General features: G+C 51.0%; 9 protein-coding genes. 8 read left to right on the top strand and 1 reads right to left on the bottom strand.

From position 1 onward, the window contains the following. Positions 1-4: 4 nt before the first annotated feature. The 5 genes from HP435_RS14995 (at position 5) to HP435_RS14975 (ending at position 7,298) form a co-directional block, all read left to right on the top strand. Positions 5-1,804, top strand: a complete 1,800-nt coding sequence (locus HP435_RS14995) for an ABC transporter ATP-binding protein (protein WP_173599364.1) — start codon at positions 5-7, stop codon at positions 1,802-1,804. A 59-nt stretch (positions 1,805-1,863) separates the two neighbouring features. Then, entirely contained in the window at positions 1,864-2,598 is a 735-nt protein-coding gene (locus HP435_RS14990) for a thioesterase II family protein (RefSeq protein ID WP_173599363.1), read from the top strand. Between the two features lie 47 nt (positions 2,599-2,645). After that, the gene (locus tag HP435_RS14985) at positions 2,646-4,238 is read left to right on the top strand and encodes an alpha/beta hydrolase (protein ID WP_173597338.1); all 1,593 of its coding nucleotides are present in this window, start codon (positions 2,646-2,648) and stop codon (positions 4,236-4,238) included. A gap of 200 nt (positions 4,239-4,438) precedes the next feature. Then, positions 4,439-6,694, top strand: coding sequence for an ATP-binding cassette domain-containing protein (locus HP435_RS14980; protein WP_122966499.1), 2,256 nt, complete (start codon positions 4,439-4,441; stop codon positions 6,692-6,694). 103 nt (positions 6,695-6,797) lie between these two features. Then, positions 6,798-7,298 (top strand): DinB family protein, encoded by a 501-nt coding sequence (locus HP435_RS14975; RefSeq protein ID WP_122966500.1) that lies wholly within the window; start codon positions 6,798-6,800, stop codon positions 7,296-7,298. Positions 7,299-7,469: 171 nt separating this feature from the next. Here HP435_RS14975 and HP435_RS14970 read toward each other — a convergent pair whose 3' ends face one another. After that, positions 7,470-8,015 (bottom strand): TetR/AcrR family transcriptional regulator, encoded by a 546-nt coding sequence (locus tag HP435_RS14970; RefSeq protein WP_122966501.1) that lies wholly within the window; start codon positions 8,013-8,015, stop codon positions 7,470-7,472. A 189-nt stretch (positions 8,016-8,204) separates the two neighbouring features. Between HP435_RS14970 and HP435_RS14965 the strand changes: the two genes are divergently transcribed. The 3 genes from HP435_RS14965 to HP435_RS14955 all read left to right on the top strand — a co-directional run bounded on the left by HP435_RS14965 (position 8,205) and on the right by HP435_RS14955 (position 12,510). Continuing rightward, on the top strand, positions 8,205-9,245 hold the full coding sequence (locus HP435_RS14965) for an NAD(P)-dependent alcohol dehydrogenase (RefSeq protein WP_122966502.1): 1,041 nt from the start codon (positions 8,205-8,207) through the stop codon (positions 9,243-9,245). A gap of 89 nt (positions 9,246-9,334) precedes the next feature. After that, positions 9,335-10,525, top strand: a complete 1,191-nt coding sequence (locus HP435_RS14960) for an MFS transporter (protein ID WP_370641075.1) — start codon at positions 9,335-9,337, stop codon at positions 10,523-10,525. A gap of 227 nt (positions 10,526-10,752) precedes the next feature. Then, positions 10,753-12,510 (top strand): Rieske (2Fe-2S) protein, encoded by a 1,758-nt coding sequence (locus HP435_RS14955; RefSeq protein WP_173599361.1) that lies wholly within the window; start codon positions 10,753-10,755, stop codon positions 12,508-12,510. Positions 12,511-12,685: the final 175 nt, after the last annotated feature.

Raw genomic sequence — 12,685 nt, 5'->3', positions numbered from 1 at the left:
TGTTGTGTTCATCCAGAAGTTAACGCAGGAGCTGCTGCAACTGCTGTCGCTGATGAAAGCGAAAAAGCGCGCGTATTTTTTGGGGCTACTCGGTGATGGAATCGGTCAAGCCGCTGTTTTGGTCGCTTTGCCATTTGTGTTTAAGGATTTGACAGACTTTGCGAGCTCGAAAGACCCGGCACTGCTCACCAGAGCGATCGTGACGATGGCTGCGATGTTTCTTTTGTTCAGTCTGCTGTCGCCTTTTTTCAGCTACATATATCGGCGCTGCGTCCGCGAGGTGGTTGCCAACATTCGGCTGCTTGTCTTTCAGCGATTGAGCCGCTTGCCTTTCGCCTACTACGAGCAGCATCATTCGGGCGATACGATGTCGCGGCTGGGCAACGACGTCCAGCTGATGGAGCGGGCGTATGCCGAACAGTTGAAAACGCTGTGCATCATTATGTTGTCGCTGGTTGGCTCGATCGTCGGGATGTTTGCTTTGGATGGGAAAATTGCCACGGTTCTTTTGCTCGTGAGCACGCTGACCCTTTACGTGAATGCGCAGTTTGCCAAGTCGGTGCGGCGCATTGGCGACCAAATGCAGCAGCAGCTTGGAACGGGCACAGAACGGCTGAGCGATTTTTTGGCAGGCTTGCCCGTCATCAAGATGTTTCATTTACAGAAGGTTGTGACGGCACGCTACACGGAAGCCAATGAACAAGTGACCTTGTCCGCGATCAAGCAAGGACATAAACACGCGCTGTTGGAAGGAACCAACTTTTTCATCCAGTTTGTCAGCTTCGGGGGAATGCTTGTGTTTGGCATCATGATGGTCGCCAAACAAATGATCGGACTCGGTGTGCTGGTCGCGATGGTTCAGCAGCAAATGCTGGTGACACTGGCTTTTTTGCAGCTTGGGCAGGTCATCACGACATTGCAAGGCTCGCTGGCAGGCGCTTCGCGGATTGTCGGCTTTCTCCAGGAACCGCTCGAACCGAAACGGTACGAACCAGCTTCCACCCCTACCGCAACCCGGATATACGACAGCATGCTGACAATGGAGCAGGTCGACTTTGGCTACACCGCCGATACAAAGGTGCTCCAAGGTGTGTCGCTGCAAGTCGGGCGAGGTCAAATGGCTGCGCTGGTAGGGACGAGCGGAGGCGGAAAAAGCACGGTGATGAAGCTGTTGTTAGGCTATTACCCGCCTTCTGCCGGTTCGCTTTCCTTGCTGGGCAAACCGATCGGCCAATATTCCATCGCGGAGATGCGGAGCCTGATTTCCTACGTGCCGCAGGACGCCTTTTTGTTCGAGGGAACCATCGAAGAAAACATTCGCTACGGTTGCCTCGACGCCACGGAAGAAGAGGTGATAAGAGCGAGCAAAGCCGCCTACGCTCACGATTTCATCATGGAACTGCCGGACGGCTATCAGACCCGCACAGGCGAGCGAGGGGCCAAGCTGTCGGGAGGACAGCGCCAACGCATCGCGATTGCCAGAGCGATCCTGAAAAATGCGCCGATTCTTTTACTGGATGAAGCAACCTCTGCTTTGGATACGGAATCGGAGTTCTGGGTGCAGCGAGCGTTGGCGGCTCTCATGCAGGAAAAAACCGTCCTGGTCATCGCTCATCGCCTGTCGACCATCGAGCATGCGGACATGATTTACGTGCTGCACGAAGGAAAAGTGATGGAACAGGGACGGCATGCGGAATTGCTGGCGCAAAACGGCTTGTACGCCAGCATGTATGAAGTACAGCAAAGAAAGGACAGACCTGCTCCCGCCTTGTCGGCGCCGGAAAGCAGCGCAAGTCTCATCTGACCCTGTTTTCCATCTGCCAAACTATCAATCGATCAATCAGCAAAGATGGGAGGAAAGAAATGAAGCTGTTTTGCTTTCCGTACGCAGGCGGACTTCCCGGCATCTACTACAGCTGGAAGTCGAGACTTCCGCCGACCTTTTTGGAAATCGACGCATTCGAGGTGCGCCCACACATTCCCCAGCCGAACCGGGACGTGTTCCTGCCAACCAGCTTTTATGAGCTGCTGGAGGATGTATGCGACCGGATCACGCCCGCACTGGCTGAGACGCCGTTTGCCTTTTTTGGCCACAGCATGGGCGGACTGGTCGCATTTGAACTGACCCGCAAGCTGATGCAAAAGGGCGCACTGTTGCCACAGCACTTGTTTCTGTCCGCCTCTCGCGCACCGCATGCGTATGGCAAACTTGCCAAGACGTACAACCTGCCGCATGACGAGTTTGTCGAAGCGCTGCGCAAGCTCGGCGGCACTCCTGACGACGTCTTGGAAAATCAAGAGCTGCTGGAGCTGTTTTTACCGATCCTGCGTGCCGATTTTCAAGCGGTGCAGACATACGAAATGAATCCCGATCTTCCTCGCCAGGTGCCTGTCAACATGACCGTGCTGTACGGTACGGAGGATACGATTGCACTCGAAGATATTTGGGCGTGGCGCGACTACTGCCAGGGAGCGTGCCAGTTTTTCCCGGTGTCTGGTGGCCATTTTTTCATTCACCACCAAACAAGTTCGATTCTCGAAATCATTCAAAATGTCCTGAAGGAAGAAAAAACGGTGGCAATCCATTCCTCTTTCTAGCAAAGGGGAATGGCACAAATAAATCCTATGTTAAGGTTGGTGTTATGATGAAGAACCGCAAAGCTTTGTCCCGAATGCTGGCAGCCGCTACGTTAACGACGGCACTGGTCTGCCCAACTGTCGCAAGCGCAGCAGCTCCGGCTCCTGTGCTGCATGACGACAATCCGAACGGCCATTTTGGCGACTGGTACACGGGTGCTGTCCCTCCCAACGCGTCGAATAACAAACCCGTGATTCTTTTTGTGCAAGGCTTGCACTCGACTTACAACACCTGGTACACGACAGACGGGTTTTACGATGCCGCGTATAACGCCGGGTATCGTACCGCTTTTGTCCAATTGAAAGACGCAGACGGCACTGGCGGAAACATGTGGACAAACGGGGCCAAGCTCGCCGAAGTGATCAAAAAGGTGGCGGATCATTACGGCGTCTCGAAAATCAACATCATTGCGCATTCCAAAGGCGGCATCGATACGCAGACCGCGCTCGTCCACTACGGGGCACATCCGTATGTAAACGTGGTCCATCAGCTGTCTACGCCGAACAAAGGTTCAGAATTGGCAGACCTGGCCTACAGCAACTGGGCAGGGTGGCTCGCCGATATTCTCGGCAAAAAAGACGACGCCGTGTACTCCTTGCAAACGTCATACATGGCGAATTTCCGCTCCCAAACCGACAACCGCAGCGAAAATCGCTCCACGACCACTTATATGGCTGCCGGAACAGGCGACGACGGCTGGTTTAGCGCTACGTGGTTTGCCCATGCCGTTTTGCCCGGTGAAGACGACGGCGCCGTTTCTGTAGACTCTGCTCTCGGTTTGCCTTACGGGATCAAAAGCTTCACGAAGGACATTTCCCACGGTCAAATCGCGAAGGCTTCGCAAACATGGAATCTGGTCGAGCCCAAATTGAAAAAAGCATCGGCAACGCTGCGGGAACAGCCGAACAAAGTCAGCAAAACGAAAGCAAAAGCTTCCGCAGAAGAAGAAAGCTCCTTCATTTTGCGCGGGGGCGAAGTAGAGGACACCGCTACAGAAACGTTTTTCCTGGAGAGCGGGATTGAAAAGCTGAATCTCGACACCATCACTTCTTCGCAAGCGACAAAGGTGACATTGATCAGCCCGTCCGGCGAAGAGTACGAGGCGGACTTGCGCGATCAGAGCGAATCGGAGGACGAGCCTCTCATTTTCGCCGAAGCTGTTCATCATTTCATTGAAATCGCTGAGCCTGAAGCGGGCGAGTGGACACTTGAGGTCGAAGGAGAGGACGATGCCTTCTTCATGGTCGCTTCGATTGAAGGCGGCGAGCAGGCGAAGGTAAAAGCGAGCAAAAAAGTATTCGAGCAGGGCGACAAAGCGAAAATTTCCGTGGAGCTGGGGGATAGCGAAATTGATCCTTCCTTGCTGCAAAAAGCAAATGTGACGCGTTCGCTCAACGGCGAAAAGGCCAGCGTGCTCGATCAGGTGAAGTTCGCGATCAAAGGCGATGAGCTGACAGGCAATTTTACCGTCCCAACGAAGCCTGGCGTGTACAATCTGTCATTTGACGTAACGGGCATCAATGAAGACGGCGAGCCATTTACCCGCTCGATCAACTACAATTTTGCGGTAACGGATGACGATGGCGAGTTGGAAAAGTAAGCGGCAAAACATGGACGACCCTTTTTCCAGGGTCGTTTTTTCTGTGCACAGGAAAAGCAGCTTTGTCCGAGCCAGGCACATGACCGATCTTCCCGGCGAGAAAAACAACAAGACAAACGCGTCTTGCTCGACTATACACACCCAAGAAATGGTACAATGAGAAGATGAGCAAAAATGAAACGATCGGGAGGGTGTTGCGCATGAGCGAAGCAAATCAGGAGTATATCGTCATCTCGGGTGCGCGAGAAAACAATCTGAAAAACGTATCCTTGCGCATTCCCAAGCGGAAAATTACAATCTTCACCGGAGTATCCGGCTCCGGCAAGTCATCCATCGTCTTCGATACGATCGCCGCAGAATCGACACGACTGCTGAATGAGAACTTCAGCATGTTCGTGCGCAATTTCTTGCCGCGCTATCCCCAGCCAGATGCGGACGCGATCGAGAACTTGAGCATGGCCGTGATTGTCGACCAGAAGCGGCTAGGCGGGGGTTCCCATTCCACGATGGGCACGATTACCGATATTTCGCCGATTCTCCGTCTGCTTTTCTCGCGAGCGGGGCAGCCGTACGTGGGACAAGCGCACCTGTTTTCGTTTAACGACCCGCAAGGCATGTGTCCGGAGTGCAACGGGATCGGCCGCAAACTGGGCGTAGACATGAGCAAGGCCATCGACATGTCCAAGTCGTTGAACGAAGGGGCTATCATGTTGCCGGACTATAAAGTAGACAGCTGGGATTGGACGTTGGTCTTGCAGTCAGGCTCGTTTGATCCGGACAAAAAGCTCTGCGATTACACGGAAGAAGAACTGGAACTGCTGCTGTACGGCAAAGCGAGGAAAGTGAAAATGGACTTCGCCGGGAAGCTGACGAACATTACGGTCGAAGGCGTCATCGAGAAGTTCACCAACAAGTACATCAAGCAGGACGTGAAGACGAAGTCCGAACGCACGCAAAAAGCGGTGGCACCGTACATCTCCGAAGGTCCATGCCCGAGTTGCAAAGGCGCGAGACTCAGCCAAGCCACGCTCAATTGCCGGATCAACGGACGCAACATCGCGGAAATGTCCGCTATGGAAGTTGGACAGCTCATCCTCGCCATTCGCGAAATCGACGATCCCGCCGTTGCGCCGCTCGTCAAGTCGCTGACGGAGCGGTTGCAGCATCTGGTGGATATCGGACTGGACTATTTGACGCTGGATCGCGAGACGGACACGTTGTCCGGCGGCGAGTCGCAACGCGTCAAAATGGTGAAGCATCTGAGCGGCAGTCTGGTGGATGTCACGTACATTTTCGACGAGCCGAGCGTCGGCTTGCACCCGCGGGATGTACACCGCCTGAACGGATTGCTGCAAAAGCTGCGCGACAAGGGCAACACCGTCATTGTCGTCGAGCACGATCCCGATGTGATCAAGGTGGCGGATCATATCGTCGACGTCGGGCCTCACGCCGGAAGCCGCGGCGGTACGATTATATATGAAGGAAGCTATCAGGGACTGCTTGCGTCCGGTACACTGACAGGGACCCATATGAAACGCCCCCTCCAGTTGAAAAGCGATTGCAGACAGCCGTCTGGCAAACTGTCCATCAAGGACGCTACGCTGCACAATTTGCAAAATGTGAGTGTCGATATTCCGACCGGAGTGCTGACCGTCGTGACAGGCGTGGCCGGATCAGGCAAAAGCACCTTGATTAACGAAATTTTCCTCAGCCAGCACCCAGATGCCATCGTCATCGACCAATCGGCGATAGGCGTATCCACGCGCTCGAATCCTGCGACCTACACAGGGATTATGGACGATGTGCGCAAGGCGTTTGCTTCCGCGAACAAAGTCAATCAAAGCTTGTTCAGCTTCAACTCCAAAGGAGCTTGCGAGAACTGCCAAGGGCTGGGCGTTGTGTACACCGACCTCGCCTTCCTCGACAGTGTGAAGCTGCCATGCGAAGTGTGCGGCGGGAAACGGTTCAAGGAAGAAGTGCTCGCCTACAAGCTGAACGGCAAGTCCATCGCAGAAGTGCTGGAGATGACGGTAGAGCAGGCGCTGGAGTTTTTCGAGCTAAAAGAAGTCGTGCGCAAGCTGCAGGCGATGAGCGATGTAGGTCTGAACTACATCACACTGGGACAGCCGCTCAGCACGCTATCAGGCGGGGAATGCCAGCGCATCAAGCTGGCAAGCGAGCTGCACAAGAAGGGGAGCATTTACGTCATGGACGAGCCGACGACAGGTTTGCATATGTCGGACATCGGCCATCTTCTTGCGATCATGAATCGGCTCGTGGACACCGGAAATACGGTGATTGTCATTGAACATAACCTCGACGTGATCAGCCAGGCGGACTGGATTATCGATATGGGGCCGGACGGCGGCAGCAAGGGCGGCCAGGTAGTGTTTGAGGGCACACCGGAGCAAATCGTCGAAGCGGAGCAGTCGATCACAGGTAAATATTTGAGGTAGTGTATAAAACAAAAAGGAGCAGGGAGAAGCAAGCCCTGTTCCTAAATGATTCCCACTTGTCCAACTTTGTAGTATGCTTGCCAAACAGGGAGGAGATGAATATATGACAAAACAACTGATCTTTGGCGACGCTATGCGCGAGCTGACTGCTACGCGCCGTATTTTGGAGCGCTTGCCCGAGGAACATCTGGACTGGAAGCCGCACGAGAAATCGATGACTTTGGGCGGACTTGCTACACACCTGGTCAACTTGCTGAACTGGCAACTCGCGATTTTGCAATACCCGCAGTTTGACCTTGCGACGGTACCGCTGCAGCGGGAGGCTTTGCAACGACGAGAGGAATTTCTGGAGGAGTTCGACGGGAACATCGGCAAGCTGGAAAAGCTGCTGGACGAATGCGACGAGAAATGGCTCAGCGAAGAGTGGACGTTGAGCCACGGCGATCATATCATCTTCTGTCAACCGCGGGCGATCGCGCTTCGCACTTTCGGCTTGAGTCATATGGTCCATCATCGTGCCCAGCTCGGGGTTTACTTGCGACTGCTCGACGTTCCGGTGCCTGGTTTTTACGGCCCTTCGGCTGATGAGCAAAACGGAGCTTGAACCAACCAACTGTAAGCGAGAGCTGAGCCTGGACAATCACTGGAGCGATTGAAGCAATTGCCGTAGTGTAGTTGATTTAAAAAAAGGTATTCAGGAGCGTCATAAGCACGCCTCTGAGTACCTTTTATTTTCCGATGCGTTGAATGTAGGAGCACGTTAGGGCGTTCACAATTATAGCGTTCTCTCTAACAGTGCTCCCACTTTTTTAGCCATGGCTTTGGGAGGGTAAGGCATTCCATTTTTTATCCACCATTCTATTACACCTACATAAGCGTTCCCGGCGTATTGCAAGACAACATCTTCACTAAAATCCGGATTTCTCCTGCTTTCTGTGTCAATCTCACCTTTAAATCCTTCGATAATCAAATCAAAAAGCCGTATGCGGAAAGAGGGCGCCCCTTTACTTGCTAACATCGTCGCAAAAAACACATAGTTTTTCTCAAAATACTCGAAGAAAGGTAAAAGGCCATTGCTCCAATCCAGCTTGCAAGCCCATTCGCCCATATCGCCCAGCTCATTCATGTGCGCCTCTATGAGTTTGTCTAATAAATCAAATTTATCCCGATAGTGGAGGTAAATGGTCCCTCGGTTTATGTTTGCCCGGTCGGCAATATCCTGAATCGTAATTTCATCGAAGTTTTTTTCAGCCATCAGTTCAATGACTGCCTTTTTCATCGCTTCCTGTGTTTTAAGAACTCTCCGATCTACTTTTGCCACCGTATTTTAACCAACTTTCTTAGATAATCAACATTTTCGATCGCTGTGTTGGAATATCAACAAATTCCGTGATTTTAACCATTGAATGTGCTTCCCTGACACCTATAATAATAGACATGAGTTGATTAAACAACTTGTTTTGTTTATGTAATCCAACACTGACCAGAAATGCAGAGGAGCGAAAAATATATGTGCAAAACTCATGTTCTAAGTGTCCCAAGTGCAAAAGCACCGTTTGAGAAGATTGTTATCGAAAGAAGACATCTTCGCCCGAATGATGTGCTAATCGATATTAAGTTTAGCGGCGTATGTCACTCCGATATTCACAGCGCTTACGGCGAATGGGCGAATGGAATCTTCCCCATGGTTCCGGGTCACGAAATCGCCGGAGTTGTAACAGCAATCGGATCGGAAGTTACGAAATTTTCTGTCGGTGATCGCGTTGGCGTTGGCTGCTTTGTTGACTCTTGCGGAGAATGCGAATATTGTCTCAGCGGAGAGGAGCAATATTGTACGAAAGGCGTTATCAACACGTATAACCAACTAGACTACGATGGTAATCCAACATACGGAGGATACAGCCAAAAAATCGTTGTAAAGGAAGGGTTCGTTGTCCATATTCCTACTGCTTTGAATTTGGATGTGGCGGCGCCGCTTTTATGTGCAGGTATCACCACGTATTCTCCCTTGAAGCACTGGAACGCTGGCCCGGGCAAGAAGGTTGCGATTGTCGGAATGGGGGGACTTGGCCACCTGGCCATTCAATTTGCGCATGCCCTTGGTGCAGATGTAACGGTTTTGAGTCGGTCGATGAATAAAAAGGACGAGGCCCTGGAATTGGGTGCAGACCAGTATTTTGCCACCAACGATCCCGCCACGTTCGCTGAATTGGCTGGTCATTTTGACCTCATATTAAATACCGTTTCTGCAAACCTTCCTGTCGATGCATACTTGTCGTTGCTTCGCGTAGATGGAACCCTTGTCAATGTTGGTGCGCCTGCCGAGCTTGATAAGTATCATGTGTTTTCCTTAATCATGGGCCGTCGCAGCATTGCCGGTTCGCTTGTCGGTGGCATTCGCGAGACACAAGAGATGCTCGACTTCGCCGCAGAACATGGCATTGAACCAAAAATCGAGATCATTCGCGCTGAACAAATAGAAGAAGCTTATGAGCGTGTTTTGCGCAGTGATGTGCGCTACCGATTCGTAATGGATATATCTACTTTGTAGTCTTTCATGATCCGAAATACATGTTCCCTAGGAAAAATGGGTTAGCCACTTTGCAGGTTAACCCACCTTTTGTTAAGAGCTTCCAAGCAATGAAGATAGGCGGTGTTTTTTTGGCTAAACGAGATCATTTATTCATTTTCATCTTAGCCATAGGGGCTTTCGGCATCATCAATACCGAAATGGGAGTTATAGGAATATTACCTTACATGGCTGATCACTTTCATATCAGTATATCTAAGGCCGGGTGGCTGGTGAGTCTCTTCGCACTTGCTGTATCCATCTCTGGTCCAACTATGCCGTTGTTATTTTCGGGGGTAAATCGCAAGACGGCCATGTTGCTCGTCCTTGGTATTTTCGTGCTGGGTAACATTGTCGCTATATTTACAACGAACTTTGCTATTGCAATCATTGCGCGAGTGATTCCCGCTATTTTTCACCCCATCTATTTTTCAGCAGCTTTTACAATGGCCGCCAGCTCCGTGCGCAAGGAAGAAGCGCCAAAAGTTGTTTCAAAAGTTTTTGTTGGAGTATCTGCAGGCATGGTACTTGGTGTACCCATCGCAAGTTTTCTGGCCAGTGCCGTTTCGTTTCAAGTATCCATGTCCTTTTTCGCAATGGTAAACGCTATCGTCTTTATCGCGATATTCGTATTTTTCCCTTCCATGCCTGTTCAAGAAAGACTTTCTTACGGCGCTCAATTATCGGTATTGAAAAAATCAATTACCTGGCTTTCCATTGTAGCTGTCATTTTACTAAATTCCGCAGTATTTGGGGTGTACAGCTATCTTGCCGAGTATCTGAAAGCCGTTACGAATACCTCCGGGAATGTAATCAGCGTCATGTTAGTCATATTCGGAGGAGCGAACATCATTGGAAACATTATAGCAGGGAAGTTACTTTCTCAAGCTGCGATCAAATCTGTCGTATCGTTTCCTTTTGCGTTGGGAGCCGTTTACATTGTTTTACTTCTACTTGGACAGTTTACCGTACCTATGGCTTTCATTACGCTGATTTGGGGAATATTGGCTGGAATAGGGGCGAATATAAATCAATATTGGATTATGTCTGCAGCTCCAGAAGCACCTGACTTCGCTAATGGTTTATTTTTATCATCCGTGAATTTAGGAACAACAATTGGTACAGCGGCAGGTGGATTATTTATTTCCGAATTAGGTACCCAATACGTCGTATTAGTGGGATTTTTATCGTTACTATTGAGTCTGGTATTTATATTCATGAGAAATCATATGAACAGTCCTGCAAAACAGCAGTCTAGGTGAGAAAAAGGAGTCAAATCGTATGAGATATGCTCCCAACACTATCCATTTGGGACAACGTGAGATTGACTTCCGCTACGAAAGAAGCAGCTTGCCTAAAGGCGTCTGCTTCTTTTTACATGAGATGGATTTGCAATGACTTTACTATACATTACAGATCAAAATGTTGACAAATATAAGAGTAGGTGATAAATTTATTCGAAAATACAGAATATTAAGGAGGGCTCAACATGCAACAACCCCAAAGCCAGCCTTGGATCAACGCAGGTACACTGGCGTCGATCCAAGAAAAGGGCCACAAGTTAATCCACGGCGGGATCGCCGTGTTTTATCATGAGCAGCAGGTTTACGCGGTAGACAATCGCTTTCCGCACTTGGGATTTCCCCTGCATATGGGCAGCCTGTGCGACGGGATCCTTACCTGCCATTGGCATCATGCGCGCTTTGACGTCTGTAGCGGCGGAACATTGGACCCGTGGGCGGACGATGTTCCATCCTATGCAGTCAAAATTGAGAATGGAGTAGTGTGGGTAAATCCGCACCCTAAACAGGCGAACAGCATTGAGAAACATATACTTCGGTTGCAAGAAGGTCTGGAGCAAAATCTGGGGCTGGTGATTGCCAAAGCTGTCGTCGGATTGGTGGAAGCCGGCGTTCCAGTCGCGAAAATCATGCAGGTCGGCATCCATTTCGGTACCGTCTATGGAAGGGGATGGAATCCAGGACTTACCATCCTGACCGCGATGGCCAATGTGCTGCCAAAGCTAGATAAGGCAGGGACGATCCTCGCCCTCTATCAAGGACTGCTTCATGTGGCTCGCAACAGCTCCGGTGCCGCGGCGCGGCATCTGCTCAAGCCGCTGCCGGAGTCTGACGTTCCGTTCGAGCGGCTGACGGAATGGTACCGCAACTGTATCGAGGTCCGCGACACACAAGGAGCTGAAAGAGTGTTGCTCACAGCGATCCGCCAAGGGGCTTCCCTGGAGCAGCTTTCGGAAATGATGTTGATCGCGGTGACTGATCACTTTTATTTGGATGGCGGCCATACATTCGATTTCCATAATAAAGCCTTTGAAGCGATTGACCTTATTGGCGAAGAGCATACCGAGCAGACACTGACCTCGCTGGTTCGGCTTCTCGCCAATCCGACGCGGAGCGAAGAACTTCATCAATGGCAATCGCCAGTGAATCTAGTCGCTCCACTGAAGGAAGTGTTCGCCCAGTTGGATAGTCTTCCTCTGGCCGCGCCTTATACAAATATTTCCGCAGAAGACGAGCAAAAAATGGTGAAGCAGTTGTTAAGCGACGAACCTCTTGAAACGGTGAATCTTGTGACAGAGCTTTTGAAATCCGGCGCACATCCGGCCCAGTTGGCCCAACTGGTTGCTTTGGCCGCGGCGGAGCGGATTGTTGGCTTCCATACCCAGAATGATTTCGGGGATTGGCTCTCCGTTTTGCATACGTTTACCTATGCCCACGCCGTGCACGAGCGTTTGCGCCGCTCAAGCCATCCATTGCTCATCCGCGCGATCTACCACGGGCTAATCAGAATTTATTTGGATCGTTTTTTGAATATCCCTGCGGCACGCCGCCCAGATGGCTCGGCCGTACCAGCCGTCGACACTACTTGTCCAGAGCGGCTGCTGGAAATTTTGGATCAACGCCAGCAGGTGAAAGAAGCGGCGCGCTGGACAGCCGGCTACCTGCACGCTGGCGGCAATCCCGACGCCTTGCTTAACACTTTGGGTCATGCGCTTTTACGCGAAGACGCCGAATTTCATTCGTTTCAAATGTACGAAGCGGCAGTAGCCGAATATGACCGCTGGGCGATGCGTAGCGACGCTTTTGCCACTCGCGCTGGTGAAACGATGCTTCTGGCAGCAACCCGCTATTTGGCTGCCCATGCACCAACTCCGCGCGAACAGCCACATATGGCCCAAATAGCCGTACGGCTGCATCGGGGAGACCGGCTATTTGAAGAAGCGTAATCCTAACATGAAGCTTTGATTGAAGAGATGACTTACTTGTCATCTTTTTGTTCCTGAATACCTCTTTTATCTTCCAATTACATTAATGACGAAGCGACTAATGCCGGATTTTTGACTTCCACAACGGTCATTATTGTTCCTGTTCTCCAATTCCGGCCAAGCACGGCCCATTCTT

The organism is Brevibacillus sp. HD3.3A, assembly GCF_013284375.2.
Lineage (GTDB): Bacteria > Bacillota > Bacilli > Brevibacillales > Brevibacillaceae > Brevibacillus > Brevibacillus parabrevis.
Note: the sequence above shows the minus strand (reverse complement) of the source record. Positions and strands in the feature narration are given on the sequence as shown.